The 26,272-nt window shown below is 64.8% G+C and carries 21 protein-coding genes, 1 tRNA gene and 1 pseudogene; 13 read left to right on the top strand and 10 right to left on the bottom strand.

Translation table 11 applies throughout. The annotated features are described in order from the left end of the window. The 6 genes and pseudogenes from EBBID32_RS20890 to pepN form a co-directional block, all read left to right on the top strand. A pseudogene (locus EBBID32_RS20890) lies at positions 1 to 368 on the top strand (tRNA uridine-5-carboxymethylaminomethyl(34) synthesis GTPase MnmE); the annotation flags it as partial. 61 nt (positions 369 to 429) lie between these two features. Next, positions 430 to 2,280, top strand: a complete 1,851-nt coding sequence (gene mnmG, locus EBBID32_RS20885) for a tRNA uridine-5-carboxymethylaminomethyl(34) synthesis enzyme MnmG (RefSeq protein WP_006966454.1) — start codon at positions 430 to 432, stop codon at positions 2,278 to 2,280. Continuing rightward, complete coding sequence (rsmG, locus tag EBBID32_RS20880; protein WP_006966452.1) at positions 2,277 to 2,921, top strand: 16S rRNA (guanine(527)-N(7))-methyltransferase RsmG; 645 nt, start codon at positions 2,277 to 2,279, stop codon at positions 2,919 to 2,921. Before mnmG ends, rsmG begins: the two co-directional genes overlap by 4 nt. Next, on the top strand, positions 2,918 to 3,700 hold the full coding sequence (locus EBBID32_RS20875; RefSeq protein ID WP_006966449.1) for a ParA family protein: 783 nt from the start codon (positions 2,918 to 2,920) through the stop codon (positions 3,698 to 3,700). The genes rsmG and EBBID32_RS20875 overlap by 4 nt, the downstream gene beginning before the upstream one ends. After that, positions 3,697 to 4,620 (top strand): ParB/RepB/Spo0J family partition protein, encoded by a 924-nt coding sequence (locus EBBID32_RS20870; protein ID WP_006966447.1) that lies wholly within the window; start codon positions 3,697 to 3,699, stop codon positions 4,618 to 4,620. The genes EBBID32_RS20875 and EBBID32_RS20870 overlap by 4 nt, the downstream gene beginning before the upstream one ends. Before the next feature lie 93 nt (positions 4,621 to 4,713). Further along, positions 4,714 to 7,311: an aminopeptidase N gene (gene pepN, locus EBBID32_RS20865; RefSeq protein ID WP_037492311.1), complete on the top strand. Its 2,598-nt coding sequence runs from the start codon at positions 4,714 to 4,716 to the stop codon at positions 7,309 to 7,311. Between the two features lie 8 nt (positions 7,312 to 7,319). Here the strand turns inward: pepN and EBBID32_RS20860 are convergent, their stop codons facing one another. Further along, positions 7,320 to 7,835: an outer membrane protein assembly factor BamE gene (locus EBBID32_RS20860; RefSeq protein ID WP_006966442.1), complete on the bottom strand. Its 516-nt coding sequence runs from the start codon at positions 7,833 to 7,835 to the stop codon at positions 7,320 to 7,322. Between the two features lie 164 nt (positions 7,836 to 7,999). Between EBBID32_RS20860 and EBBID32_RS20855 the strand changes: the two genes are divergently transcribed. Genes EBBID32_RS20855 through dinB form a run of 3 tightly spaced genes read left to right on the top strand, consistent with a single transcriptional unit; the run spans position 8,000 to position 10,201 of the window. Further along, on the top strand, positions 8,000 to 8,527 hold the full coding sequence (locus tag EBBID32_RS20855; protein WP_006966438.1) for a ubiquinol-cytochrome C chaperone family protein: 528 nt from the start codon (positions 8,000 to 8,002) through the stop codon (positions 8,525 to 8,527). Continuing rightward, entirely contained in the window at positions 8,524 to 9,054 is a 531-nt protein-coding gene (locus EBBID32_RS20850; RefSeq protein WP_006966433.1) for a DUF177 domain-containing protein, read from the top strand. Before EBBID32_RS20855 ends, EBBID32_RS20850 begins: the two co-directional genes overlap by 4 nt. A gap of 58 nt (positions 9,055 to 9,112) precedes the next feature. After that, a complete protein-coding gene (dinB, locus tag EBBID32_RS20845) occupies positions 9,113 to 10,201 on the top strand; it encodes a DNA polymerase IV (RefSeq protein ID WP_006966432.1) in 1,089 nt (362 codons plus the stop codon). 48 nt (positions 10,202 to 10,249) lie between these two features. On the opposite strand, the gene EBBID32_RS20840 is transcribed toward dinB, so the two are convergent. Then, complete coding sequence (locus tag EBBID32_RS20840) at positions 10,250 to 11,035, bottom strand: DUF1134 domain-containing protein (protein WP_006966429.1); 786 nt, start codon at positions 11,033 to 11,035, stop codon at positions 10,250 to 10,252. A 234-nt stretch (positions 11,036 to 11,269) separates the two neighbouring features. Between EBBID32_RS20840 and EBBID32_RS20835 the strand changes: the two genes are divergently transcribed. Together EBBID32_RS20835 and EBBID32_RS20830 are read left to right on the top strand one after the other, a co-directional pair. Beyond that, a tRNA-Ser gene (locus EBBID32_RS20835) sits at positions 11,270 to 11,361 on the top strand. 20 nt (positions 11,362 to 11,381) lie between these two features. Further along, positions 11,382 to 11,933 carry an arsenate reductase/protein-tyrosine-phosphatase family protein gene (locus EBBID32_RS20830; protein WP_006966427.1) on the top strand — a complete coding sequence of 184 codons (552 nt, stop codon included), beginning with the start codon at positions 11,382 to 11,384 and terminating at the stop codon, positions 11,931 to 11,933. Here the strand turns inward: EBBID32_RS20830 and EBBID32_RS20825 are convergent. From EBBID32_RS20825 to EBBID32_RS20810, 4 genes are all read right to left on the bottom strand, one after another. Continuing rightward, complete coding sequence (locus tag EBBID32_RS20825; protein WP_006966425.1) at positions 11,902 to 13,089, bottom strand: carboxylate--amine ligase; 1,188 nt, start codon at positions 13,087 to 13,089, stop codon at positions 11,902 to 11,904. The two genes, EBBID32_RS20830 and EBBID32_RS20825, sit on opposite strands and share 32 nt — an antisense overlap. Positions 13,090 to 13,111: 22 nt before the next feature. Then, positions 13,112 to 14,092 (bottom strand): polysaccharide deacetylase family protein, encoded by a 981-nt coding sequence (locus tag EBBID32_RS20820; RefSeq protein WP_006966423.1) that lies wholly within the window; start codon positions 14,090 to 14,092, stop codon positions 13,112 to 13,114. A 160-nt stretch (positions 14,093 to 14,252) separates the two neighbouring features. Further along, entirely contained in the window at positions 14,253 to 14,750 is a 498-nt protein-coding gene (locus EBBID32_RS20815; protein ID WP_006966421.1) for a flavin reductase family protein, read from the bottom strand. Continuing rightward, positions 14,747 to 17,077, bottom strand: a complete 2,331-nt coding sequence (locus tag EBBID32_RS20810; RefSeq protein ID WP_006966419.1) for an NADP-dependent malic enzyme — start codon at positions 17,075 to 17,077, stop codon at positions 14,747 to 14,749. Before EBBID32_RS20810 ends, EBBID32_RS20815 begins: the two co-directional genes overlap by 4 nt. A gap of 123 nt (positions 17,078 to 17,200) precedes the next feature. On the opposite strand from EBBID32_RS20810, the gene mutS reads away from it, so the two are divergent. Beyond that, positions 17,201 to 19,852 carry a DNA mismatch repair protein MutS gene (gene mutS, locus EBBID32_RS20805; protein ID WP_037492326.1) on the top strand — a complete coding sequence of 884 codons (2,652 nt, stop codon included), beginning with the start codon at positions 17,201 to 17,203 and terminating at the stop codon, positions 19,850 to 19,852. A 9-nt stretch (positions 19,853 to 19,861) separates the two neighbouring features. Next, complete coding sequence (locus EBBID32_RS20800) at positions 19,862 to 22,624, top strand: [protein-PII] uridylyltransferase (protein WP_006966417.1); 2,763 nt, start codon at positions 19,862 to 19,864, stop codon at positions 22,622 to 22,624. Here EBBID32_RS20800 and EBBID32_RS20795 read toward each other — a convergent pair. From EBBID32_RS20795 to EBBID32_RS20780, 4 genes are read right to left on the bottom strand one after another with little or no spacing between them, the layout of a single operon-like run. After that, a complete protein-coding gene (locus EBBID32_RS20795; protein ID WP_037492307.1) occupies positions 22,621 to 23,232 on the bottom strand; it encodes an ABC-type transport auxiliary lipoprotein family protein in 612 nt (203 codons plus the stop codon). The two genes, EBBID32_RS20800 and EBBID32_RS20795, sit on opposite strands and share 4 nt — an antisense overlap. A 17-nt stretch (positions 23,233 to 23,249) precedes the next feature. Further along, positions 23,250 to 24,212, bottom strand: a complete 963-nt coding sequence (locus EBBID32_RS20790; RefSeq protein ID WP_006966415.1) for an MlaD family protein — start codon at positions 24,210 to 24,212, stop codon at positions 23,250 to 23,252. 3 nt (positions 24,213 to 24,215) lie between these two features. Beyond that, complete coding sequence (locus EBBID32_RS20785; protein ID WP_006966408.1) at positions 24,216 to 25,100, bottom strand: ABC transporter ATP-binding protein; 885 nt, start codon at positions 25,098 to 25,100, stop codon at positions 24,216 to 24,218. After that, the gene (locus EBBID32_RS20780; protein WP_006966406.1) at positions 25,100 to 26,209 is read right to left on the bottom strand and encodes an ABC transporter permease; all 1,110 of its coding nucleotides are present in this window, start codon (positions 26,207 to 26,209) and stop codon (positions 25,100 to 25,102) included. Before EBBID32_RS20780 ends, EBBID32_RS20785 begins: the two co-directional genes overlap by 1 nt. Positions 26,210 to 26,272: the final 63 nt, after the last annotated feature.

Genomic DNA, 26,272 nt, shown 5'->3' with positions numbered 1-26,272 from the left:
CTGCCGACGTGCCGCGCGAGGATGCGTTGCTGGTCGCGGCGCAATGCGACCGGCACGGGGAGGGGGATCGTCCCGGCCTGCGCCTGTCCGCCCAAACCGGCGAAGGGATGGAGGCGCTCGTCGCGCTGCTGCTCGACCGTGCCGCCGCACTGCTGCCGGGCGAGGGCGACTATGCGCTGCACGAGCGACAGCGACAGCGAGTTGGACATATTGCGGCCTTTCTCGATTCCGCTGCCAGCGCCCATGATTTGCTGATCCTGGCCGAGGAACTGCGGCAGGCGCGGCGAGAGATTGATGCGCTGACCGGGCAGGCGGGGACCGAGGATATGCTCGACCGGCTGTTTGCGGGATTCTGCATCGGCAAATGAGCCGCATGTTCCACGTGGAACGCTTTTGCCCCGACCGCGCCTTTCTGATAAGGGCGGCACCATGCGAACAAGCTTTGATGTGATCGTGGTCGGTGGCGGCCATGCCGGGTGTGAGGCGGCGGCCGTTGCGGCCCGCAAAGGCGCGGCGGTGGCGCTGCTCACCTTCGAGCGGGCGACCATAGGCGCCATGTCCTGCAACCCCGCGATCGGCGGGCTGGGCAAGGGCCATCTGGTGCGCGAGGTCGATGCGCTCGATGGGCTGATCGCCCGTGCCGCCGACGCCGCCGCCATCCATTATCGGATGCTCAACAGCAGCAAGGGCGCAGCGGTGCAAGGACCGCGTGTCCAGGCCGACCGCAAACGCTATCGCGCGGCGATCCACCAGATGCTCGATGCGCAGTCGGGGCTGGAGATTGTTGAAGGCGAAGCCGACGCGCTGCTGCTGGATGGTGATGTCGTCGCCGGGCTGGCGCTGGCCGATGGCCGGGTGCTGCACGCGCCGTCTGTCGTGCTGGCGACCGGCACGTTCCTGGGCGGCAAGCTGTTCCGGGGCGACGAGCGCGAGACCGGCGGCCGCGTTGGCGAGCGCGCCGCGACGACGCTGGGCCTCCAGCTGCGCGCCATCGGCCTGCCGATCGGGCGGCTCAAGACCGGCACGCCACCGCGCATCGACGGGCGCACGATCGACTGGGCAATGTTGGAGGCGCAGCCCTCCGACAGCGCGCACTGGACCATGTCGCCACTGTCGCACGGGCGTGTCCTGCCCCAACTCGCCTGCGCGATCACCCGCACCAATGACAGCACCCATCAGATCATCCGCGACGGACTAGGCCGCTCGCCCTTGTTCAGCGGTGCGATCGAGGGGCGGGGGCCGCGCTACTGCCCGTCGATCGAGGACAAGATCCAGCGCTTCGGTGACCGCGACGGGCATCAGATTTTTCTGGAGCCGGAAGGGCTGGACGATCCGCTCGTCTATCCCAATGGCATCAGCACGTCGCTCCCGACCGATGTGCAGATTGCCATGGTCCGCTCGATGCGCGGGCTGGAACGGGCCGAGATTGTCGTGCCGGGCTATGCCGTCGAATATGATCATGTCGATCCGCGCGCGCTCGATTCCACGTTGGAAGTGCGCGCGATCCCCGGCCTGTTCTGCGCCGGGCAGATCAACGGCACCACCGGCTATGAGGAAGCCGCCGCGCAAGGACTGGTCGCGGGGGCAAACGCCGCGGCGCGGTCGCGGGGCGAGGGCGCATTGGTTCTCGATCGGGCGAGCAGCTATATTGGCGTGATGATCGATGATCTGGTGTTGCAGGGTGTGACCGAACCCTATCGGATGCTGACCGCCCGCGCGGAATATCGCCTGCGGTTGCGGGCCGACAATGCCGAGACGCGGCTGGGCGCGATCGGGCTGGCGCATGGACTGATCGGCGCGGATCGTGCAACGCGGCTGGCCAGTCGCGCAACGCAACGCGCAGCCGTGGAGGCGCAGTTGGCCCGGCCTATGACGGCAACGGAAATGGCGCGCGCTGGCGCAACCGTGCGACAGGACGGTGCGCGGCGCAGCCTGTTTGATTGGGCGCGCTTCCCCGAAGTGGACGAGGCCTTGCTGTTGACCCTTGCCCCCGGCCTGCGCGATGCGCCCGATGACCTGCGCGCGGAAATATTGGAGGACGCGCATTACGCCCCCTATCTCGAACGGCAGGATGCGGAGATTGCCGATATGCGCCGCAACGAACGGGTGATGATCCCGGCCGATTTCGACTTTGCCCTGATCGGTGGCCTGTCGACCGAAATGATCGAGCGGCTCGACGCGGCCCGGCCCGACACGCTGGCGGCGGCGAGCCGGATCCGGGGGATTACCCCGGCGGCGCTGGCTGCGATTCTCGTCCATGTCCGCCGGGTGGCCGCGTGACGGAGGAAGAGGCGCGGGCCTGGCTTGAAACGCAATTCGATGTTTCACGTGAAACATGGGACCGGCTGGAACGCTATGTAGCGATTCTGCTGGCGGCAATGGACGAGCAGAATCTGATCGCGGAATCGACCCGCCCCCATGTGTGGGCGCGGCATATCGTCGATTCCGCGCAATTGCTTTGCCATGCCGAACGTGCGGGCGAAGGGGACTGGTATGACCTCGGCTCAGGCGCGGGATTGCCCGGCATTGTCGTCGCCTGCCTGTCCACGCGGCCGGTGACGATGGTGGAATCACGGCGCAAGCGGATCGAATTTCTCGACGAAGTGATCGACCAACTCGGCCTCAACCGCGCGCGCGTGTTTGGCGGCCGTGTCGAGGCAGTTCCGTCGACCGCAGCGGCGGTCATCAGCGCCCGCGCTTACGCACCCTTGCCCAAACTCCTGTCGTCCGCCGCGCATCTGGCCAATGAAAAAACGCTATGGGTGCTGCCCAAGGGACGAAATGCGCAAAATGAACTGGAGGCGGTGCGCCCATCGTGGCAAGGTGTCTTTCACATGGAAGCGAGCGTAACGGATGCCGATAGCGCCATCCTGATCGCGCAGTCCGTCAAACCCGTCGCCAGGAGGAAAGGCCGCGCATGATCTGCATCGCCATCGCCAATCAAAAGGGCGGCGTGGGCAAGACCACGACCGCGATCAATCTGGCCACGGGACTGGCGGCGACGGGATTGCGCGTGTTGCTGGTCGATCTCGATCCGCAGGGCAATGCCTCGACCGGTCTGGGCGTGATGCAGGCGGACCGGGCGCAGTCCAGCTATGACCTGCTGGTCGGCAATTGCGCGCTGGAGGACGCCATCGTCGCCACCCGCGTGCCCAAGCTCGATCTCGTCCCCGCAACGCAGGATCTGTCGGGCTGCGAAATCGAATTGATCGAATATGAGGAGCGCACCCACCGGCTGGAACGGGTCTTGTCAGAAGCGCCGGTTGGTCGCTGGGACATTTGCCTGATCGATTGCCCGCCGTCGCTGGGGCTGCTGACGATCAATGCCATGGTCGCCGCGCAATCCTTGCTGGTGCCGTTGCAGTGCGAATTTTTCGCGCTCGAAGGCCTGTCGCAACTGCTCCAGACGGTCGAACGTATCCGGGGTCGCTTCAATCCGGGCCTGTCGATTATGGGCGTGGCGCTGACCATGTATGACCGGCGCAACCGGCTGACCGATCAGGTGGCCGATGATGTTCGGGCCTGCCTGGGCGATCTGGTGTTCACCACCGTCATTCCGCGCAACGTGCGCCTGTCCGAAGCGCCCAGCCACGGTGTTCCGGCGTTGATCTATGACTTCCGCTGTTCGGGATCGGAAGCCTATATGCGACTGGCGCGCGAACTGATCGCGCGCCTTCCCCGGCAGGAGGTAGCGGCTTGAGCGACGACACGAGCGAAAAGCCCAAGGTGGTCAAGCGCCCGCATGGGTTGGGGCGCGGCCTGTCCGCGCTGCTGGGCGATGTCGCGCGCGAAGAACCGGTGGCGCCGTCCGCCCCCTCGCCATCGGGCAAGGCGATCCAGAGCATAGAGGTCGCGCTGATCCAGCCGCACCCCGAACAGCCACGCCGCCATTTCGATGAAGGCGCGTTGCAGGAACTGGCCGAAAGTATCGCCAAGCGCGGCATTATCCAGCCGATCATCGTCCGTCCGCATGGCGGCGGTTTTCAGATCGTCGCGGGCGAACGCCGCTGGCGCGCGGCGCAACGCGCCCATCTCCACCGCATCCCCGCTATCGTGCGCGATTTCGATGAGGCGGAGACGCTGGAAATCGCGCTGATCGAAAATATCCAGCGCGAAGATCTCAACCCGATCGAAGAGGCGGAGGCCTATCGCAAGCTGATCGCCGAATTTAATCACAGCCAGGAAGCGCTGGGCCGCCTGGTCGGCAAGTCGCGCAGCCATGTCGCCAATCTGATGCGGCTGCTCGACCTGCCCGCCACGGTGCAGCAACAGGTAGTCGAACAGAAAATCAGCATGGGCCATGCCCGCGCCCTGATCGGCGCGCCCGATTGCGAGGCGCTGGCGCGGCGGGTCGAACAAAAAGGCCTGTCGGTCCGCGATACTGAACAGCTCGTCCGCCGGGTGAAGAAGGGCGAGGATGCACCGGCGGCACGACGCGGCGGCGGTTCGGGCGACAAGGACGCCGACATCGCTGCGCTGGAGCAGCATCTGGCCGACATATTGGGGCTGAAGGTCGATATCGACCATGTCAGCGGCGCCGGCGGCACGCTATCGCTGCGCTATTCGACGCTCGATCAGCTCGACATGCTGTGCCAGCGCCTGTCAGGCGAACGCATCTAGGCCGTGAATCACCATAGTTGATATGGGCGAAGTTTGAAGAGTTAGACCCAAAGCAGACTGGCCTTTTGCCCACCCGCTCCCTAGGTTGTGGGCATGGCCGACATGCAAAGCTCCACCACCGCCCCCACGATCATCCGCCGCTCAGACTATAGCCCGCCCGACTGGCTCGTTCCCACGATCGCGCTGGATTTCCTTCTCGACCCGGCGTTGACCAGCGTTCGTGCGACGCTGTCGGTGACCCGCAATGGTGATCATGATCGGCCGTTGCGGCTGGATGGCGACGGGCTGGTGCCGCTGGAGGTAAAGGTCGATGGCGTGCTGCTGGCTGCGGACGACTGGCATCTGGAGGCCGGGTCGCTGATCGTCGCGCTGACCGGCGCGGCGCACAACATCGAAACGCTGGTCGAACTGGCGCCAGAGAGCAACAGCAAGCTGATGGGGCTATACGCCAGCGGTGGCCTGCTGTGCACCCAGTGCGAAGCGGAAGGCTTCCGCCGTATCACTTTCTTCCCCGACCGGCCCGATGTGCTGTCGCGCTACATGGTTCGGCTGGAGGCAGACAAGGCGCGCTACCCCATCCTGCTCGCCAATGGTGATCCGGTCGAACAGGGGGAGGCCGGTGATGGCCGCCACTGGGCGCGCTGGAACGATCCCTTCCCCAAGCCCTGCTATCTGTTCGCGCTGGTGGCAGGCGACCTGGCCTGCAACGCCGACCGTTTCGTGACGATGAGCGGGCGAGATGTGCAGCTGGGTATATGGGTCCGCGAGGCCGACCTGCCCCGCACCGCCCATGCCATGCAGGCGCTCAAGGACAGCATGGCCTGGGACGAGCGCGTCTATGGCCGCGAATATGATCTGGACGTGTTCAACATCGTCGCTGTCGCCGATTTCAACTTTGGCGCGATGGAGAATAAAGGCCTCAACATCTTCAATTCGCGCTACATATTGGCCGACCCTGAAACCGCGACCGACATTGATTATGACGGGGTCGAGGGCGTGGTGGCGCATGAATATTTCCACAACTGGTCGGGCAATCGCGTCACCTGCCGCGACTGGTTTCAACTGTCCCTGAAGGAAGGCTTCACCGTCTTTCGCGATCAGAGCTTTTCGGCCGACATGGGCAGCCATGCGGTCAAGCGGATCGAGGATGTCCGCATCCTGCGCGCGGCGCAGTTTCAGGAAGATAGCGGCCCGCTCGCACATCCGATCCGTCCAGAATCCTATATGGAAATCAGTAACTTCTACACAGCGACCATCTACAATAAGGGGGCGGAGATTATCCGCATGATGGCGCTGATGCTGGGCGCTGAACGCTTTCGCGCAGGCAGCGATCTCTATTTCGACCGGCATGATGGGCAGGCCGCGACCTGCGAGGATTTCGTGGCCGCCATGGAAGAGGGCGGGGAGATCGACCTCCGCCAGTTCCGCCGCTGGTATGAGCAGGCGGGGACGCCGCATGTCCGCGCGCTGCTGGACCATGATCCCGCAACCGGAACGGTCGAGCTTGATCTGCAACAAAGCATCCCGCCCACGCCCGGCCAACCCGACAAGCAGCCGATGGCGATCCCGTTGCGCGTTGCTCTGTTTGATCCCGCGACCGGCGCGCATCAGGGCGACCAACTGCTGATGCTGACACAGGCGCAACAGAGCTTCCGTTTCCAGGGGTTTGCGACCCCGCCAATCCTGTCGATCAATCGCGGCTTTTCCGCGCCGGTGATCGTCGAGACCAATCGCAGTCAGGACGACCTCGCCTTCCTGTCGGCGCGCGATGACGATCCGTTCGCGCGTTATGAGGCGATGCAGCAATTGATGGTCAATGTGTTGATCGGCACCATCGCGGAACAATTGGTCGATGACGGTGCGGTCGTCGCGGCGGTGCGCAACACCATTACCGATCCGCTGCTCGACCCGGCCTTCGTCGCAGAGGCGATTCGCCTGCCCAGCGAAGCCTATCTGGGCGACCAGATGGGCGTGGTGGACCCTGATGCGATCCACGCCGCGCGCGAAGCGCTGCAACAGCGGATCGGCGCGGAGTTGGAGCCGCTATGGCGCGACATCCATAGCCGCACGAAAGCGAATGGCTTTTCGCTGTCATCGGCGGCCAAGGGTGCCCGCAAGCTGCGCAACGCGGCGCTCCATTATCTGGTGGCGTCGGGCGCGGAAGATGGCCCCGCCATCGCTTTTGCCCAGTTTCACGAGGCGGACAATATGACCGAGCGGCAGGCGGCGCTCGCCACGCTGGCCAACGGCACCAGTGCGGAACGCGACGCGGCGATCGACATATTCTACAACCGCTATGGCCATGATGCGCTGACGCTCGACAAATGGTTCCAGACCCAGGCGTTCGCGCTGCATCCCGATACGGTCGATCAGGTCGAGGAATTGGGGCGGCACAAGGCTTTCACTCTGTCCAACCCCAACCGGGTGCGGTCGCTGTACGGCGCATTTGCAGGCAATCAGTGGGCGTTCCACCACCGGTCGGGCAAGGGCTATCAACTGGTTGCCGACTGCATCATCGCGCTCGATCCGCGCAATCCGCAGACTGCTGCGCGGCTGGTGCCGCCGCTGGGCCGGTGGAAGCGTTTTGACGCCGAGCGCGCCGCGCTGATGCGGGAGCAGTTGCAGCGCATATTGGCGCAGCCGGGCCTGTCGAAGGATGTCACCGAACAGGCGAGTAAGAGCCTGGAGTGAGGGCGGCCTTAGCTGCCGTTCGGGCCGCCACCTGGACCGCTGCCGCCAGCATTGCCACCCATGCCACCGGCACCGACCGCGCCGATATTGCCGAATATCTCGTCAAACAGGCTGCGATTGCGACCCAGCGTCGGGGTCTTGTCGCCCATGGGCGAGATGTTGGCGACCTGCTCAAGTCCCGCGCGGTCCACCGCAACGACATTGCCCGCTGCATCGAAGCGAACGCGCAATACCGTCTGGTCGGCTGGCTTGGGGTTGGAGAAGGCCAGCGACCGCATGTCGCGCGACACATAATACCAGTCCTGCTCGCCGAACTGCGACGTGAAACTGGGCCGACCCAGCGTCCCTTCCACCGATGCGCGATTGTCGATGCCCGGCTGGACCGAATCGACCAGCAGCTTGTCGACCTGATAGCCCTGATGGGTGCGGATGCGGGTGCAGCCCGATGCCCCCAGCACCAGCGCGCCGAGGCCGAGAGCCAACAGGAAACGCCCGCGTGTGGAATGACGGCTGAACTGACGCATGGACTTCTCCTGGCGGAACGCACCCGCGAACCCAATAAACATGATGCCGCCATTGCATTGGGCAGCCGCTCGATCAATATGGAAATGCGTCGCCCCCGGCAAGGGGCGACACTTGGCAGGACGGCGCTCCGTCCAACGATCCGTCTTAAAAAAGCGTAGCTATCATGTCCACCGCCTCCCCCAACTTCCTCCAGCGCCTGTTTGGCCGCGCCGATCCCAAGACCGGGTTGATGCCGCTCTATCACGCCGTCGTCGCCCAGGGGCGTCAGCCGCACTGGTATTTGGAGGGCGCAGTGCCCGATACGCTGGACGGGCGTTTCGACATGATCGTCGCGGTGCTGGCGCAGGTGCTGATGCGGCTGGAGCAGCAGGGGGCAACCCAGGAAAGCGTCTGGCTGACCGAATTGTTCGTGGACGATATGGACGGCCAATTGCGGCAGGAAGGGATTGGCGACGTCGTGGTCGGCAAGCATATCGGCCGTATGATGAGCGCGCTGGGCGGCCGGATCAGCGCCTATCGCGCCGCGCTGGCGGGCGAGGCCGACATGGCGGACGCGCTGCGTCGTAACCTCTATCGCGGTGCGCCGGTGAGTGAGGCTGCGCTCGCCCATGTCGAAGGCGCCTTGCGGGAACGCTGGACGCGGCTGGGCTGTCTGACGCGCGATGCGATGCTGGCGGGGGATATGGGATGAGCGCGGTGCCAACGCCTGAATTTTCGCGGCCCATCAGGCTCGACCAGATCGGCCATATCAGTGGCAAGACGACTATCACGGCCGATGCGGCCGAGCGCGCAGCGTTGATGCGCCGGTTCGGTCTGCTGGCGCTGGATGCGTTGGACGCGGACTATGCGATCAGTGAGGAGAATGGCAGCATCTTCGCGCGCGGCCGGGTGCGCGCCAGTTTGGCACAGGCCTGCGTGGCAACCGGTTTGCCGGTTCCGGAGATGATCGACAGTGATTTCCTGCTCCGCTTCGTCGCGGAGGATGGCGATATCGTCGAAGGCTCTGAAATGGAGCTGGACGCGGAAGATTGCGACACGATCGGCTATAGCGGCAACATCATCGATATGGGCGAAGCGGTGGCCGAAACGGTGGCGCTGGCAATGGCGCCCTATCCACGCGCACCCGATGCCGACGCCGTTTTACGTGAAGCAGGTGTGCTGCGGGAGGATCAGGCTGGTCCATTTGCCGCCTTGCTGGCGCTCAAGGGCAAGGAATAGGGCGCGGCGGCGGCAATGCTGTTTCCCTTTCGTTCCTGCCATGGCATAAGATCGGTCCATGGACGCCCCGCCGCCACCGCTGCGCAAGATCATCCATATCGACATGGACGCCTTCTATGCGTCGGTGGAACAGCGTGACGATCCCGCACTTCGGGGCCAGCCGATCGCGGTCGGTGGCGGCGGCCCGCGAGGGGTGGTGGCGACGGCCAGCTATGAGGCGCGCGCCTTCGGGGTCAAGTCCGCCATGCCCGGCGCACGGGCGCGACGGCTCTGCCCCGGCCTCATCTTCGTACCGCCGCGATTCGACGCCTATCGCGCGGTGTCCGGGCAGATCCGGGCGATCTTCGCGCGCTTTACCGACTTGATCCAGCCCCTGTCGCTGGACGAGGCCTATCTGGACGTCACCGTGAACAAGCCGGGCATTGCCTCAGCCACGCAGGTCGCCGCAGAGATTCGCGCGCTGATTCGCGCCGAAACCGGCCTCACCGCATCGGCGGGCGTGTCCTATAACAAGCTGATCGCCAAACTGGCGTCGGACCAGAACAAGCCCGACGGCATGTGCATCGTCCGGCCCAGCGAAGGCCCGGCCTTCATTGCGGCGATGCCGGTGCGGCGCATTCATGGCGTGGGACCGGTGACGGCGGCGCGGATGCATGCGCTGGGGATAGAGACGGGTGCTGATCTGCGCGCGCGCGACCTGCCCTTTCTCCAGGCGCATTTCGGCAGCGCGGCGGGCTATTATTACCGCGCCGCACGCGGGCAGGATGACCGGCCGGTGCGCGAACGCGAGCAGCGCAAGTCGGTGAGCGTCGAGGATACATTTTTCGACGACCTGACCGACCGGGAAAGGCTGGTTGCGGAGATTGACCGGATCGCGACCAGCCTGTGGGGCCGGATCGACAAGGCACAGGCCTGGGGCCGGACGGTGACACTCAAGATCAAGTTCGCCGATTTCCGCATCATCACCCGGTCGCGCAGCTTTGCGACGCCGGTGCGGTCGCCCGACCAGCTGGCACAGGCCGCGCGGGAGTTGCTGCTGGCCCAGCTACCGCTGCGGATGGGCGCGCGGTTGCTGGGGTTGGGGGTGCATAATCTGGAAGTGACGGAGATAGGCGATCAGGGCGATCAGCTGGCGCTGGGGTTGTAAGCCCAAGGCGTGATATGTTCCCGCGCAGGCGGGAGCCACGAAAGCCCCTCAGAACGGCAGCCAGGTCCGCTTTTCGCTGAACTTCATATAGCCGGCATTGACCCCCAGCCGATAGCCGACGCCCAGACGGATCGGGATCAATACGACATTGCCCCAGCGCAGATAGCTGGCGGTGAAACCGCCTACCAGATAGGCGGTGCCCTCGGCAGCCGGGAAGCGGTGATAGAGATCCTGCGTGTCGTAGAGATTATAGACCAGAACGAAGGTGTTGGCCGCGTTGCCGCCGACATCGAAGCCGATCGACGGGCCGGTCCAATAGACTTCGCGCTTGCCCTCCACCTTGTGATTGAGCGTGCCGGAACCGTAGCGAAGGCCGACGACGAAAGCGCCCGACGCCTCGCGCCCCGCAATATAGGCGTTGGGGCGGCCCTGATCTTTCAGCACTTTTTCGATCAGCCCCGCCAGTCCTTCCGCGCCCTTGCCGAACACGCCTTCGGCCGCGCCGATCAGATCGTCCTCCTGGAAGGAATCGCTGGGTGCGATCGCGGCGGGCGGCGATGCGGCGGTGACTGGCGCGCCGGTCGCGGTGGTGCCGGATGTGACGGCGCTGTCGGCCGGGCTGTCGCTATAGACGCTGGGGTCGACGCCCGATTCGATGGGCGCGCTGCGCGCGGGCGGCGGCGGTGCGAGATCGGCATCGATCGCGGTGTTGGGATCGATCGTACGCACCTGCGCCGACGCTGTAACGGGGCTGAACGCCAGCCCTGCCAGCGCCGCGACCAGCGCGCCTGCGCGCGCCAAGCGGGCGCTTGTCCGTCCCATAATCCCGATCATGCCGCAAGCTCCCCGCAAATTGCCATCTTAACCATCCCCCAGACTATCGGCTTTCAACCTGAAACGACAATGAACGAACGCCCACCTGAGTCGATTCCGGGCCGGAACGAATTAGCGGGATGGCAAAAGGGCAAAAAATCCCCGAACAGGACCGTTGCCATGCGCCAAAGCCGTCGCTATAGGACACGTCGCCTAGCCGCAGCCCCGCCCCAAGCGGGCGTTCAGGCCATGTTTGGAGACGTGGGTGAGTGGCTGAAACCAACGGTTTGCTAAACCGTCGTAGGGATAACTCCTTACCGAGGGTTCGAATCCCTCCGTCTCCGCCACCCTTTTTCGGACCAAGCCGATGATCCGCGCCCGTTTCGGCACTTTGCGCGGGTTGGTCCGCCTGATCCTGTCCTATCCGCAACTCACGCTGGGCCTGTCTGCCAGCCGCACGGCTGATCCTGCGCAGGTGCGGCGGCTGGTCTTTGTGTGTCAGGGTAATATCTGCCGCAGCGCCTTGGCCGATGTGGCGGCGCGCCGGGCGGGGCTTCGGGCCGCCTCCTTCGGCCTGTCGACCACCACTGGCCGCGCCGCGCATGATCCCGCAATCGTCGCTGCCCATGCGCTGGGCCATGACCTGTCCCGGCACCGGGCAATCGACATGGCCGACTACGTGCCGCAGGAGGGCGACCTGCTGCTGGCGATGGAGGTGCGGCAATTGCATCGGCTGGCGGCCGATTCGCGCCTGAACCATTTGCCGCGGCTTTTGCTGGGGCGCTGGACCCGGCCGATGCTGCCGCATCTGCACGATCCCTATGGGCTGGACGATCGCTATATGGCGACTTGCCTAGCCCGGATCGAACAGGCGGTGGCGCGGCTGGTCAGTGCTTTTCCCGGCGCACGGCTTTCCTGAGCATCTGCGTCATATCCCGCACCCATGGGCGTGGATCGGACAGGGTGAGCACATAATAGCGGGTGGCGGGGTCAAAAAAAGCCAGCACATAGTCAATCAGATCCCTGACCGGCCGCCGCTTGAAGAAAGGATCGCCGATTAGTCCCGGCGCGATCCACAAGCGCACGAGGCGCTTGGTTTCCGGTACCATATAGCGCGCGCGCAAATCGTCGCGCGGGGGTGGTGCCGGATCATGCTGCCCCAGCACGGTGCGGCGATAGGCTTCCCAGGCGAAATGCGCGCCGCAATGGCGGGCGAGCGGCAAGCTGCCCCAGAAGCGGCCATTGACCTCCATCAGCCAGTAGCGTCCGCTATCGGGTTCGTAGCGATATTCGACCATCGCCTGCCCGTCCCAGTCGAGCGCGCGCAGCAACGATTCCGACAAGGCCATCTGTTCGCCGTGGTGGCCGGCCGGCTCGGCCCGGCACAGCGTGGACACGCCCCCTTCAGGGGGCCATTCGTGCAGACGGCGATGCTGGAACTGCATCGTCGCCCGACCCTGTTCCATATAGAGCATCTGCCCCAGCCCGACGCCCCCGCAATATTGCTGGATCAGCGGCCAGCGCCAGACCGGGGCATAGCGGTCCAGCAGCGCGATCAGCTCCTGCGGGGTACGGATATAATCGGTCTTTAGCCATGCAAGCCCGGCCTGTTCCAATATCGGGATGACCGCAGGTGGATTGGCCCATTTGGCGACCAACGGATAGCGCATCGCCGCGATGCGGATGGCGAAATCCTCACCGGGCTGGGGTTGCCAGGTTTGCGGGACGCGCAGGCCGATCTGTGCGGCAATGTCCAGCGTGCGCAATTTGTCGATTACGTTGGCCAGCCGGTCGGGCCGGGGGACCAATATGTGGCAGTCGCCGATTGTCGGCGGCAGGTCCGCCAGCTCCAGCAGGTCCGATTCCGACACGGCCAGCACTGCGCGCGCGCCGGTTCGGTCGATCATCTCCGGCAGCCAGAGGGCAGCAGGGCCAGGCGGGCGCAACAGCAGGTGGGTGCAATGGCGCGAGGCGGCCCCGACACTGTGCGCGTCGCGGACAACGCCATGGACCGGCACGCCATGCTCGCCCAGTTCGCGCACGACCGTCAGGCCGATGGCGTTCTCCAGACCCATGACAATCGCACCGGGGAAGATGTCACGCAGGCACCAGCCGATGTTCGTAGCGCCATGTTGTCCAGGCCTGCTGCGCGATCCGCAGTCCGGTGCGCACCCGGCTGGGCGGCACGCGGGTCAGGCTGCGGCCGGGGCGATCGGCCAGCGCCGTGGGCAGGTCATGGAAGCCTGCGCCGCGGACCTGCGGCAGGCGGGCGGCCTCCCGGCAAAGCGCGACGAACCGCGCCTTGACCGCGCCATTGGCCCGCTGGCGGTCGCGGGACAGCATCTCGAAACTGTGGGTGACAATGACGAAGGCGTCGTGGCCCTCCCGCGCGGCATGGCGCAGTCCGGCGCGCATCTCGGCGGCGGACATCGCGCAAATCTGTGCCGGACGAAAGCTGCCGGGCCGGTCGATGATACCCGATACTGGCAATTCAGTGATGCCGCATAGACGGGTCGCGCCTATTTCGCCCGGATCGGCATCAATATGGCAGTCGCGGCCCAGATAGGCAGGGTTGACGCTGCTGTCCCAGGACAGGCCTATCGCCGCGAGGGCGCGCAGCGTGTCGTTATTTGCGCCGAAATTACCGGCGCGAAAGGCGGTGATGGCAGGTGCCCCGGCCTGTTCCAGCAACCCCTTGGCCAGGCCCAGCAGGACGATCTGGTCGGCCAGCGTGAAGTCGCCGATATTGCGGCCTTGCCGTCCCTCAACCGGCGATTGTTTCGCCCAAGCGAGCCATTCGGTGTGGATGTGCATCTGCACTTCATGGCCCCGCTCCACGATGGCAGCGATGATCGGCGTCAGAAAATCGGCACCATGAACCAGCGCGGGCAGAGGATCGAGAAAGAATACGCCCTTCAGGCCATGGCGGTCCAGCATGTCCATCTGCCAGCCAATGCCGTGCGGCTGGCCCTGCGCCTCTGCCCAGATCGAACGGCGGATATTCTCCTCCAGGCCCACACCGCGCTGCTGGAGCAAGGATGACAGTTCCGTATCGACAGTGATGAGCAGCGCAGTCATGGGCGATCCGGCAGGGGGAGGCGTCAGTCAGCAATAGCTGGCAGGAGTTAAGGACCAGTAATACTTCTCCCATACGCCCATTAGGACACATGGTAGAAAGACGGCTCTGGACCTTCAATCCGTAACTTTACTGGTAAGACGCCGCGTGCCGGCGGCAACCTTATCCGATCAGCGAAAATTCGCCATAATTGCCCTGGAAGAACAATAAGGGCCGCTCCGGTCGGTCGACCTCCAGCGCCACGACCCTGCCCAGCACGATATAATGGTCGCCCGCTTCATGCACGGCGTCCAGCGTACAGTCGATCCAGGCGACGACATCGTCCAGGATCGGCGATCCGTTCGCCGATGCACGATGCGACACACCGGCAAACTTGTCCTCGCCGCGCCCGGACAGCTGGCGGCACAGCGCCTGCTGGTCGCTGGCGAGCACGTTGACGCAGAATTTGCCGACCGCAGCCAGGCGTGGCCAGCTGCTCGACGTCTTGGCCGGGAAGAAGGCGACCAGCGGCGGATCGAGCGAGACCGAGGTGAATGAGCCGACCACCATGCCGACCGGCGCGCCATCTGCTTCAATGGCTGTGACGACACATACGCCAGTGGGATAATGGCCCAGCACGCGACGGAAAGTTGCGCTGTCGAAACTGATATTGTCACTCATGCTGGCTTTTTCCTGCACTGTGTTTGTCCACGAACCTGCCATTGGATGGGGGCATCCTTTGTCGAGCAGAGCGCGATTCCGCCCGCCGCCAGCACCGCCAGCGTCAGCAGTTCCGACGCATTGGACGCCATCGTTGCGATCTGCACCGATTTTTCCATGCCGACCAGAACCGGGCCGATCATCGACGTGCCACCCAGTTCGCGCAGCAGCTTGGCCGAAATATTGGCCGATTGCAGGCCGGGCATGACCAGCACATTGGCCGGGCCGGACAGGCGGCTGAACGGATAATTCTTCATCACGGCCGGGTTGAGCGCGACATCGGCGGTCATTTCGCCTTCATACTCAAAATCGACATCGCGTTCGTCGAGCAGCTTCACCGCGCCACGCACATTTTCCAGAAATGCGCCGGGCGGGTTGCCGAAATTGGAGTAGGAGAGGAAGGCAACGCGCGGGTCATGGCCCATCCGTCGGGCGACGGCGACGGTGCCCTCCGCAATGTCGGCCAGTTCGCCGGCCGTCGGGCGTTCATTGACCGTGGTATCGGCCAGAAACACGGTCTTGTCCTTCGATACCATGACATGGATGCCAAAGGGGGTGCGCCCCGCGGCCGGGTCCATCACGCGCTTCACCTCGCGCAGCGTCTGGGCATAGGGGCGGGTCATGCCGGTGATCATCGCGTCGGCCACGCCCATCTTGACCAGCAATGTACCAAAAATGTTGCGATCCCGGTTCACCATCCGCTCACAATCACGGCGCAGATAGCCGCGCCGCTGGAGCCGACTGTAAAGCAGGTCGACCATTTGGGGCACCAGCGGCGAATTGACGCTGTTGTGCAGCTCGAAACTGTCGGGATCGCGCACGCCCAGCGCCTTGAGCTTGTCGACCACCTCGCCGCGCCCGACCAGCACCGGGATGCCATAGCCCAGGTCGCGGAACTGGATCGCGGCGCGTAGCACGACCTCCTCCTCCGCTTCGGCGAACACGACGCGCTTGGGATTGGCCTTGGCCATCTCATAGGCGGATGTCAGGACCGAGGTGGTCGGGTTGAGCCGGGCCTTGAGCGACTGGCGATAGGCCGCCATGTCGGCGATTGGCTTTTGCGCGACGCCGCTATCCATCGCCGCCTGCGCCACGGCCGACGGCACCACTTCCATCAGGCGCGGGTCAAACGGGGCGGGGATGATATAGTCCGGGCCGAAACTGTGCGAACGGCCATAGGCCTTGGCCACTTCCTCCGGCACCTGCTCACGCGCCAGTTCGGCGATGGCATGGGCGGCGGCGACCTTCATCGCTTCATTGATCGTCGTCGCCCGCACGTCCAGCGCACCCCGGAAGATGAAGGGGAAGCCGATGACGTTGTTGACCTGATTGGGATAGTCCGACCGGCCGGTGGCGACGATGGCTTCCGGCCGCACGGACTTGGCATCGGGGGGCGTGATTTCCGGGTCGGGATTGGCCATGGCGAAGATGATCGGCTTTTCGCCCATATCCTTGACCATGTCCGGCGTCACCGCGCCCTTGACCGAAAGCCCCAGGAACACGTCCGCGCCCTTCATCGCTTCCTTGAGCGTGCGGGCGTCGGTTTTCACCGCATGGGCCGACTTCCACTGGTTCATGCCTTCGGTGCGACCCTGATAGATCACGCCCTTGCTGTCGCACATGATGACATTGTCACCCGCCACGCCCAGCGCCTTGATCAGCTCGGTGCAGGCGATCGACGCCGCACCCGCGCCATTGACCACGACTTTCAGGTCTTTCAGTTCGCGCCCGGTCAGCATCGCTGCGTTGATGACGCCCGCCGCCGCGATGATCGCGGTGCCATGCTGGTCGTCATGGAACACCGGGATGTTCATCCGCTCTTTGAGCGTCTGTTCGATGATGAAGCACTCCGGCGCCTTGATATCCTCAAGGTTGATGCCGCCAAAGGTCGGCTCCATCAGCTCGACTGCGTCGATGAAGCGATCGACATCCTCGGTCTTGAGTTCGATGTCGATGGAATCAACGTCGGCGAAGCGCTTGAACAGCACCGCCTTGCCCTCCATCACCGGCTTGGACGCCAGCGCGCCCAGATTGCCAAGGCCCAGGATCGCCGTACCGTTGGTGATGACGGCGACCAGATTGCCCTTGGCCGTATAGTCATAGGCGGTGGCAGGATCGGCCGCGATCGCCAGCACCGGCACAGCGACGCCCGGCGAATAGGCCAGCGACAGGTCGCGCTGGGTCGCCATCGGCTTGGACGCGATGATCTCGATCTTGCCGGGGCGGCCGGTCGAATGGAAGAACAGCGCCTCGCGCTCGGAAAATTCCACATTCGACTTGTCGGTCATCAGATACCCGCCTTTGCTGTCCGTTACCTTGGCCCTAGCGGCAAGCGCGCCTTGTGGGCAAGTGCGAGAAGGCCGCTTTTCACGGCTCTTTCCTGCGTGGCGGCTTGGCGCTATCGCACGATCATGCCCAGCGCCCCTCATGACACCGCGATCCAGCCGCCGCTTACCCCGATGATGGCGCAATATCTGTCGCTCAAGGCGCGGGCGAGCGATTGCCTGCTCTTCTACCGCATGGGCGATTTCTTCGAGCTGTTCTTCGATGATGCGAAGGCTGCCGCCGCGACGCTCGATATTGCGCTGACCAGTCGGGGCGAACATGGCGGCACACCGATTCCGATGTGCGGTGTGCCGGTGCATAGCGCGGAGGGCTATCTGGCCAGGCTGATCAAGGCCGGCCATCGGGTCGCCATTGCCGAACAGACCGAAACGCCCGCGCAGGCGAAGGCGCGCGGCGGCAAGACGCTCGTGGCGCGCGACATCGTCCGCTATGTGACGGCGGGTACGCTGACCGAGGAGACCCTGCTCGATTCCCGGCGCGACAATATGCTGGTGGCCCTCGCACAAGTGGGAGGAGACGGCGAGATTGGCCTTGCCGCCGCCGATATCTCCACTGGCCGGTTCGAGACGATGACCTGCCGCGCCATCGATCTGCCCGCCGAACTCGCCCGCTTGCGTCCCAGCGAGACGGTAGTGGCGGACGGATCAACGCTCGACATAACCGACGCCCATATGTTCGATCGCGCGGCCTTTTCCAGCAGTCGCGCCGAAACAGCGCTCAAACGGCTGTTCGGGGTTGCGACGCTCGACGGCTTTGGCCAGTTCAGCCGCGCCGAACTGGCGGCGATGGGGGGACTGACCGCCTATCTCGACCATGCGGGGAAGGGGACACTGCCCTTCCTTGCGCCACCCCTGCGCCAGACCAGCGGCGGCCATGTCGCGATCGACGCGGCGACGCGCGAAAGTCTGGAGATTGTCGCGACGATGAGCGGCGCGCGCGCGGGCAGCCTGCTGGGCGCGGTCGATCGCACGGTGACGGGGGCGGGTGCCCGGCTGCTCGCGCAGGATTTGTCCGCGCCGCTGATGGACATGGGTCTGATCGAGGCGCGGCTGGGGCTGGTGCAGCTGTTCCACGACGATGCGGGGCTGCGCGACCAGCTCCGTGCAGCCTTGCGCGCCCTGCCAGACATTGGCCGGGCGCTGGGCCGGGTCGCGGTGGGCCGTGGCAGCCCGCGTGACCTGGGCCAGTTGCGCGATGGCCTTGGCGAAGCGCGGCTGCTGCGCGAACGGCTGGGGCGGTTGCCCGAACAGCCGCTGCTGCTTGCTCGCCTGCTCCCCGCGCTCGATGGCCATGGCGCGCTGGTGGACAGGCTGGCGCGGGCGCTGGTGCCTGCCCCGCCGACCGAAACCGCCAGCGGCGGTTATATTGCCGACGGTTATGATCCCGCGCTCGACGAACTGCGCCGCATGGCGGGCGATGGTCGCCGGGCGATCGCTGCGCTGGAGGCGAAATATCGCGCGCAGAGCGGCATCTCCACCCTCAAGATCCGCCATAATGGCGTACTGGGCTATCATGTCGAGGTACCTGCCCGCGCTGCCGACACGCTGATGCAGCCCGACAGCGGCTTCACCCATCGCCAGACGCTGGCCGGCGTCGTGCGGTTCAACTCGGTCGACCTGCATGAGGAAGCCGGGCGCGTCGCGCAGGCGGGCGGTCACGCGCTGGTGGCCGAAGCCGCGCATCTGGAGGATCTGATCGCCGCCGTGCTGGATCGCAAGGCCGACATCGCCCGCGCCGCACAGGCGCTGGCCCGGCTCGACGTCGCGGCCGCGCTTGCCGAACGCGCGGCGGAGGGCGGCTGGCAGCGGCCGCATTTCGTCGCGGCGGACGGGGCGGGGCCATGCCTCGACATCACCGGCGGACGGCATCCGGTCGTGGAGGATGCGCTGCGGCGCGACGGGCAGGCCTTTGTCGCCAATGATTGCCGTCTGGTGCAGGACGATCGGCTCTGGCTGGTCACTGGTCCCAATATGGGCGGTAAATCCACCTTTCTGCGGCAAAATGCGCTGATCGTCATATTGGCGCAGGCAGGCGCCTATGTCCCCGCACAGGCGGCGACGCTCAGTCTGGTCGATCGACTGTTCAGCCGGGTCGGGGCGTCGGACAATCTGGCGCGGGGGCGATCGACCTTCATGGTCGAGATGGTCGAGACCGCCGCCATACTGGCGCAGGCGACCGCCGACAGCTTCGTGATCCTCGACGAGGTCGGGCGCGGCACCTCCACCTATGACGGGCTGGCGCTCGCCTGGGCGGTGGTGGAGGCGGTGCATGAGGTCAATCGCTGCCGCTGCCTGTTCGCCACCCATTATCATGAACTCACGCGCCTCGCCGAAAGCCTGTCCGCGCTCTCGCTCCACCATGTTCGCGCGCGCGAATGGAAGGGCGATCTGGTGCTGCTGCACGAACTGGCACAGGGACCGGCCGACCGCAGCTATGGCCTGGCCGTCGCGCGGCTCGCGGGCCTTCCCGCCGCCGTCCTGAAGCGCGCCAAGGATGTGCTGGCGCGGCTGGAGGCGGGCAAGGCAAAGACCGGGGGCATCGCGGCGGGGCTGGACGATCTGCCGCTGTTCGCCGCCGTTGCGGCCGAACCCGAAGCGGTGATCGACCCGTTACGCGCCGCGCTCGACGGCATTGACGCCGACGCATTGTCGCCGCGCGAAGCGCTCGATCAGATATATCGACTGAAACAACTGGCCGCGACCAGCGACCATGACTAGATAGCCTCCATGGTCATGCATTTTCCCGCGCTGGGATCGCGCCGTGCGATCATTGATCGGCGCGCGATTTCCGACAACATCACCGCCCAGGCGCAAATGCACCGTAGTGATCCGATGCTGCTGCGCGGCCTGATCGTCAAGGAATTGAAGGCGGCGCTGGATGGAGGCCGGGCCGAAGTCGCCCGCCGGCTGGAGGCCAAGCCCACGCGCGGGCGGGAGACGGTGACGGCCTTTGCCTTCCTGATCGACCAGATTCTCCGCCTGCTCTACGACGCGACGACGCACCATCTCTACCCGTCGGGCAATCGCAGCACGGGCGAGCGGATCGCCCTGATCGCGGTTGGCGGCTATGGCCGGGGTGAAATGGCGCCGCATAGTGACGTCGATATCGGCTTCATTACGCCCTGGAAGCCGACCGGCTGGACCGAGCAGGTCATTGAATCCATGCTCTATTCGCTGTGGGATCTGGGCCTGAAAGTCGGCCATTCCAGCCGCTCCATCGACGAGACGATGCGGATGGCCAAGGCGGACCTGACCGTCCGTACCGCCCTGTTGGAGGCGCGCTATATATGGGGCGACCGGGCGCTCTATGAGGAAACGTCGACCCGTTTCGACGCGGAAGTGATGCAGGGCACCGCTCGCGCCTTCGTCACCGACAAGCTGGCCGAGCGCGAGGAGCGGCACAAAAGGATGGGCGACAGCCGCTATGTCGTCGAACCCAATGTGAAGGAGGGCAAGGGCGGCCTGCGTGACCTTCACACCCTTTTCTGGATCGGCAAATATGTGAACCGGGTGCGATCGGTCGCAGAGCTGGTCGATGTCGGGCTGCTGACACAGCTGGAATTGCGCCAGTTCCAGAAGGCGGAAGATTTTCTGTGGGCGGTGCGCTGTCATCTCCACACCATCACCGGCCGGGCGGAGGATCGGCTGACCTTCGACCTCCAGCTGGAAACCGCGACGCGGATGCGCTTTACCGGGCGGCATGGCCGGTCCGGGGTGGAGCGCTTCATGCGCTATTATTTCCTCAACGCCAAAATCGTGGGCGACCTGACTGCCATGTTCCTGGCTCATCTGGATGACCAGATGGCGGCCAAGGGGCGGCGCTACATCCCCGCCATGTTCCGCCGGCCCAAGAAGCTGGACGGTTTCGTCCTGGAACGCGGCCGCCTGTCGCTGCCCAGCGACGATTTCTTTCAGGACGATCCGGTCCGCCTGATAGAGATTTTTGCGGTGGCCGACCGCCACGGCCTGTCGATCCACCCCAGCGCGATCCGCGCTGCCAGTCGCGACGCTGGCCTCATCACGGCCAAGGTGCGCAAGGACGCGCGTGCCAACGCCGCGTTCATGGAGGTGCTCACCAGCCCGCGTGACCCCGAAACCGTCCTGCGCTGGATGAACGAATCCACGGTATTCGGCCGTTTCATCCCTGATTTCCGTCGGGTCGTGGCGCAGATGCAGTTCGATATGTATCACCATTATACGGTGGACGAACATACGATCCGTGCCGTTGGCCTGCTTGCCCGGATCGAAAAGGGCGATCTGCCCGAAGATCATCCGCTGGCGTCTGAATTGATGGGCAAGCTACTCTCGCGCCGCGTCCTCTACGTCGCGGTGCTGCTGCATGACATTGCCAAGGGGCGGGGCGGCGACCACAGCATATTGGGCGCGGAAGTCGCCGAACATCTTTGCCCGCGCCTTGGCCTGACCCCGGCGGAGACGGAGACGGTCGCCTGGCTGGTGCGCTACCATCTGTTGATGTCGGCCACCGCTTTCAAGCGCGATCTGGCCGATTACAAGACGATCCTCGATTTCGTCGATGTCGTGCAAAGCCCGGAACGGCTGCGGCTGCTGCTCTGCCTGACCGTGGTGGATATTCGCGCTGTCGGACCGGGTGTGTGGAACAGCTGGAAGCGGCAATTGCTGGGCGACCTGTACGAATCGGCCGAAGAATTGCTGCGGCTGGGCCACAAGCAGAAGGGCCGTAGCGAACGGGTCGCGGCCAAGCAGGAAGCGACGCGGCTGGCGCTGGGGCTGCCCGATGCGGAGTTTGAGCGGCTACGCAGGCGTCTGCCTGAATCCTACTGGATCGCCGAGCCAGAGGATATATTGATCCACAACGCGCACCACATATTGGCGTCCGCTGACGCCCCATTGTCGATCGCGGCTCATTATTATCCGCAACGCGGCGCGACGCTGGTGACGGTCTATGCCACCGACCATCCAGGTCTGTTCTACCGTATTGCCGGGGCCATCCATCTGGCGGGCGGCAACATCATCGACGCGCGCATCCACACGACGCGCGATGGCGTGGCGATCGACAATTTCCTGGTGCAGGACCCGTTTGGCGGCGCCTTCCACAATCCCGACCAGCTCACTCGCATCCGCAACGCGATCGAGGATTCGCTGTCCAACCGCCACCGGATGATCACCAAATTGTCGGCGCGTCCGCTCACCCGGACCCGCGCCGAAGCCTTCCGCATCGTCCCCAATGTGCTGATCGACAACAAGGCGTCAAACCGCTTCACCGTGGTGGAAATCAACGCGGCTGACCGGCCTGCCCTGCTGTTCAGCCTCGCCAATGCGCTGTTCCAGTCGAAGGTCACGGTCCACAGCGCCCATGTTGCCACCTATGGCGAACGCGCGGTCGATACCTTCTACGTCACCGACCTGCTGGGCGGCAAGATTGAGAGCAAGGCGCGGCTGCAAACGCTGGAGCGCCGCCTGCTGGACGCCGCAGGCGGTGAGATTGGCGAGGCGCTGGAGCGGGCTTAACCCGGCTGCGTCGCCAGCCAGGCCGCCACGTCCGCCGCGACCTTGTTTGCCGCCGCGTTGAGCGGCGCGCCGATCGTGCCTGCCTCGATCTTCGCGCCCACCGGCACGCTGGCGGTGAAGCGCTGCCGCGCGATCACCGTGCCGCTGCCCTTGGTCAATATGGCATCATAGGTCACGACCGCGCTGTTGCCCGGCGCGTCGATGCCGAAAGCGACCAGTTCACCCATCAGCCGCTGGCCTGCGTCGCCAGCATATTGGCCGGGGTCCAGCACGATGCGGTTGCTGGTCGCGGAAATCGTTTCCGCCAGCAGCTTCTGGAACAGGTGGCGCGGGGTGTCGGACCATTGCACCTTGGTCACATAGGCAACCGAAGTGGGCGACAGCTGCACTGGCACCCGCACCGTATCCAGCATTTTGGGCGCTTCGGGATCGGCCACGGTCAGGCTTGGCCCCTGCGCTCCGGTCAACAAGCGCCCTGGCGCAACCCTCTGCGCGGCGCTGAGCGCCAGCAACTGTTCCGGCGGCTTGGCCCCGAAAGACACGCAACCTGCCAGCAGGAAGGCGGCGGTGAGCGCAACTATGGCGCTGCGCGTTTGGCGGTTGAACATGCGCCTTGTCCCTCTCATCATGGCTTGTAATCCGGCAATTTGGGCGATCCGACCAGCGAACCGGCCCCTTGCTGGTCCAGTTTCTCGGCAACACCCCGGAAAGCGCGCGACATTTCGCGCAGGTCGCGGACCAGCTGGTTGACCTCCGGCATGGTCTGGTTGCTGAACGCGCGCACGCCCGGCTGGGCTTCGGCAATGGTCTTGTCGAGCGTGTCGATGCTCCGCGTCGCCGACTGCACGCTCTTGCGCAGGTCGGCCATCAGCGGCTTGCCCTCGTCCGTCAGCATCGCGTCGGTCGTCGCGGCGAGTTTGCCAATCTGTTCGGCTGCAACCCCGGTGCGCTGCACCGCGATACGCGCTTCGGCCAGCGTGGCGGAGATTTCCGGGCTGCGATCGGCCAGCGAGCTGGAGATGCGCTCGACATTGGCCAGGATGCCTGCGATCGACTGCTGATTCTTGTCATTCAGCAATTCGGTCAGCCGCTCGGTCAGGGTCGACAGCCGTTCCAGCAGTTGCGGCGCATTGTTGAGCAGTTCGCCCAACGCACCCGGCTTGGTCGGGATTACCGGCACGCCGTCGGGGCAGACCGCCAGCGGGTTATTGGTTGGGCAGGCGATTGGCGGCGCGCCCTTGACCGCGCCGTCCAGCACGATTTCGCTGACCCCGGTAAAGCCCACGCCTGCGATCGTCGCGGTGGTGCCTTGCAGGACGGGCGTGCCATCCTTTACCGAAATGCGCACCCGCACAAAGCCGGGATCGCGCTTCCACAGCTCGATCCTTTCAACCTGGCCCGATGGAACGCCGGAATAATTGACGCTGGACCCCTTCGCCAGTCCGTTGACCGACTGTTTGAAGAAGATGTCATATTCCTTGTTCTGCCCATCGGAGATGCGCGAGAACCAGAAGGCGGCCGCAATGATCGCCGCCAGCAAGATCAGCGTGACCGCGCCCACCAGCACATGGTTGGATCGGGTTTCCATATCCTATTGCCTTCCATCGGGCGGGGTCTGTGCCGCCCTATCCTGTTCGCGGTCGTGATGACGTGCAACCGCCGCCGTCGCGGCGCGGCCGCGCGGGCCGTTGAAATATTCCTGTATCCACGGATGATCGGTCGCCAGCAATTCCTCGATCGTGCCGACCGCAATGACCTTGTGATCCGCCAATACCGCCACCCGGTCGCAGATCGAATAGAGCGTATCCAGGTCATGGGTGATCAGGAACACAGTCAGCCCCAGCGTCTGTTGCAACTGGCGGGTCTGTTCGTCAAAGGCCGCCGCGCCGATCGGGTCCAGCCCGGCGGTCGGCTCGTCCAGGAACAGCAGGTCCGGGTCCAGCGCCAGCGCGCGCGCCAGCCCAGCGCGCTTCTTCATGCCGCCCGACAGTTCGGACGGATATTTGGGGCCAGCCTCGGCCGGCAGCCCGGTCATCCGGATCTTGTAGGCGGCAATCTCGTCGCGCAGTTCCGCGCCGATATTGGGATAATATTCGCGGATCGGCACTTCGACATTTTCAGCGACTGTCAGCGTCGAAAACAGGGCGCCGCCCTGAAACAATACGCCCCAGCGCTTGCGGATCGCCAGCGCCTCATCGTCCAGTCGCCCGACCATCGATTCGCCAAAGACGTGGATTTCGCCCTCGTCCGGGGTCTGGAGGCCGATGATCGCCCGCATCAGCACCGATTTGCCCGTGCCCGACCCGCCGACCACGCCCAATATCTCGCCCTTGCGCACGTCCAGGTCGAGCCCGTCATGCACCACCTGTTCGCCGAAACTGTTGCGGATGCCGCGCACCGAAATGGCGATATCGCTCTGCGCCATCATCGATTCGACCCGCGCTTCCTCGGCGGCGATGTCGTCCTGCTCCGCCATCAGTTCCACCCCAGCCAAGTGAAGAATACGGCGAATATGGCGTCGAGGACGATGACCAGGAAGATCGCTTGCACGACCGCAGCGGTGGTGCGCAGCCCCACTTCCTCGGCATTGCCCTTGACCTGCATCCCCTGGAAACAACCGGAAATGGCGATGATCAGGCCAAATACGGGTGCCTTGATCAAGCCCACCCACAGGTCGGTGATCGGCACGACTTCGCGCAGCCGCTGGATGAAGGTGATTGGCGGTATGTCGAGTGCAATGGCACAGAGAAAACCGCCGCCAATCACCGCCATGATCGACGCATAAAAGCCCAGCAGCGGCATCATGATGACGACCGCCAGCGTGCGCGGCAGCACCAGCGCCTCCATCGGCGACACGCCGATCGTGCGCATCGCATCGACTTCCTCGGTCAGCTTCATCGTGCCGAGTTGCGCGGCGAACGCGGAACCGGAACGGCCCGCGACCATGATCGCGGTCATCAGCACGCCCAACTCACGGAAGGTCAGGCGACCGACCAGATTGATCGCCAGCATCTCCATGCCGAACTGGCGCAACTGCACCGATCCTTGCTGCGCGATGACGATGCCGATCAGGAAACTCATCAGGCCGATAATGCCCAGCGCGGACACGCCCACCACCTCGAACCGCTGGACCACAGCGTTGACGCGGAAGCGGCGGGGGTGGCGGATGATGCTCCAGGTAGCGACCAACGTACCGCCGAAAAAGCCCAGCAGGCCCAGCATGGTCGATCCCGCCGTGCTGACCGCCTCGCCAATCTGGCCGACGATGCGACGGACCGCGGGGACATGATCGGGCCGGATCAACACCGGCTCATCCAGCGCGCCAACCGCATCGATCAGGCGCATCGTATCGTCGCGCCCGCCGGTGATCGGGCTGTTCAGCCGCTTGGCGGTGCGATGCACGGTCCAGGCGCCGATCGTGTCGATATGCTCCACGCCCGACAGGTCGATCGCACTGACCGGACCCTGCACGGCATCCAGTCGGCTTGGCAGATCATGCAGACAGGCGATCGCCAGCGACCCGGAAAGCCGGATCACTGTGCCGTCGTCGCGCATTTCTTCAGCAAGATCGGCGGCTTTGTTCATGCGATGGGATTACTGGTCCAATATCGGTTGCACGGCAAGCCGAAACGGCCCAACTGCAAGCCA

Source organism: Sphingobium indicum BiD32 (assembly GCF_000382885.1).
GTDB lineage: Bacteria > Pseudomonadota > Alphaproteobacteria > Sphingomonadales > Sphingomonadaceae > Sphingobium > Sphingobium japonicum_C.
Note: the sequence above shows the minus strand (reverse complement) of the source record. Positions and strands in the feature narration are given on the sequence as shown.

Bases quoted from the DNA above. Each gene is read 5' to 3' on its own strand.
- EBBID32_RS20840 (WP_006966429.1), bottom strand. From the start codon at position 11,035: ATGATCGGGATTATGGGACGGACAAGCGCCCGCTTGGCGCGCGCAGGC.
- EBBID32_RS20855 (WP_006966438.1), top strand. From the start codon at position 8,000: ATGTCCACCGCCTCCCCCAACTTCCTCCAGCGCCTGTTTGGCCGCGCC.
- EBBID32_RS20815 (WP_006966421.1), bottom strand. From the start codon at position 14,750: ATGAGTGACAATATCAGTTTCGACAGCGCAACTTTCCGTCGCGTGCTG.
- EBBID32_RS20860 (WP_006966442.1), bottom strand. From the start codon at position 7,835: ATGCGTCAGTTCAGCCGTCATTCCACACGCGGGCGTTTCCTGTTGGCT.
- mutS (WP_037492326.1), top strand. From the start codon at position 17,201: ATGCCCAGCGCCCCTCATGACACCGCGATCCAGCCGCCGCTTACCCCG.
- EBBID32_RS20790 (WP_006966415.1), bottom strand. From the start codon at position 24,212: ATGGAAACCCGATCCAACCATGTGCTGGTGGGCGCGGTCACGCTGATC.
- EBBID32_RS20785 (WP_006966408.1), bottom strand. From the start codon at position 25,100: ATGGCGGAGCAGGACGACATCGCCGCCGAGGAAGCGCGGGTCGAATCG.
- EBBID32_RS20875 (WP_006966449.1), top strand. From the start codon at position 2,918: ATGATCTGCATCGCCATCGCCAATCAAAAGGGCGGCGTGGGCAAGACC.
- EBBID32_RS20795 (WP_037492307.1), bottom strand. From the start codon at position 23,232: ATGTTCAACCGCCAAACGCGCAGCGCCATAGTTGCGCTCACCGCCGCC.
- pepN (WP_037492311.1), top strand. From the start codon at position 4,714: ATGGCCGACATGCAAAGCTCCACCACCGCCCCCACGATCATCCGCCGC.
- EBBID32_RS20850 (WP_006966433.1), top strand. From the start codon at position 8,524: ATGAGCGCGGTGCCAACGCCTGAATTTTCGCGGCCCATCAGGCTCGAC.
- EBBID32_RS20830 (WP_006966427.1), top strand. From the start codon at position 11,382: ATGATCCGCGCCCGTTTCGGCACTTTGCGCGGGTTGGTCCGCCTGATC.
- dinB (WP_006966432.1), top strand. From the start codon at position 9,113: ATGGACGCCCCGCCGCCACCGCTGCGCAAGATCATCCATATCGACATG.
- mnmG (WP_006966454.1), top strand. From the start codon at position 430: ATGCGAACAAGCTTTGATGTGATCGTGGTCGGTGGCGGCCATGCCGGG.
- EBBID32_RS20810 (WP_006966419.1), bottom strand. From the start codon at position 17,077: ATGACCGACAAGTCGAATGTGGAATTTTCCGAGCGCGAGGCGCTGTTC.
- EBBID32_RS20780 (WP_006966406.1), bottom strand. From the start codon at position 26,209: ATGAACAAAGCCGCCGATCTTGCTGAAGAAATGCGCGACGACGGCACA.
- EBBID32_RS20820 (WP_006966423.1), bottom strand. From the start codon at position 14,092: ATGACTGCGCTGCTCATCACTGTCGATACGGAACTGTCATCCTTGCTC.
- EBBID32_RS20800 (WP_006966417.1), top strand. From the start codon at position 19,862: ATGGTCATGCATTTTCCCGCGCTGGGATCGCGCCGTGCGATCATTGAT.
- EBBID32_RS20825 (WP_006966425.1), bottom strand. From the start codon at position 13,089: ATGGGTCTGGAGAACGCCATCGGCCTGACGGTCGTGCGCGAACTGGGC.